Source organism: Bifidobacterium sp. M0353 (assembly GCF_016100645.1).
GTDB lineage: Bacteria > Actinomycetota > Actinomycetes > Actinomycetales > Bifidobacteriaceae > Bombiscardovia > Bombiscardovia choladohabitans.
In genome coordinates this window covers 1-254 of the sequence record NZ_JACFSB010000268.1, presented here as the reverse complement: position 1 = coordinate 254, position 254 = coordinate 1, and the positions used below count along the sequence as shown (strand labels likewise).

The 254-nt window shown below is 44.5% G+C and carries 1 protein-coding gene; it reads right to left on the bottom strand.

Annotated features, from left to right (window positions below; all coding sequences use genetic code 11):
* A partial coding sequence (locus tag H3V04_RS09765; protein ID WP_373564733.1) for a PTS transporter subunit EIIC occupies nucleotides 1–254 on the bottom strand: 254 nt, incomplete at both ends.

The window sequence follows — 254 nt, the reverse complement described above, 5'->3', positions numbered from 1 at the left end:
CCACCGTAGGCACCACTGTAGACCGTAGCCATAAAACCACCGACAAAACCAGGCATTAAAGCGGGCAGGTCACCGATTGATTCAGCGATGTAACCTGACAAAATTGGTACCATGAAAGCAAAGGCCATGTTACCAGCATTATTCAAGAAAATAAATGCAGGAGATTTTGGACCACCAGCATAGTTTTCCACAATAAAGGAAATTGCCATTAAGATACCGCCACCGATAACAAATGGCAACATGTGGGAAACACC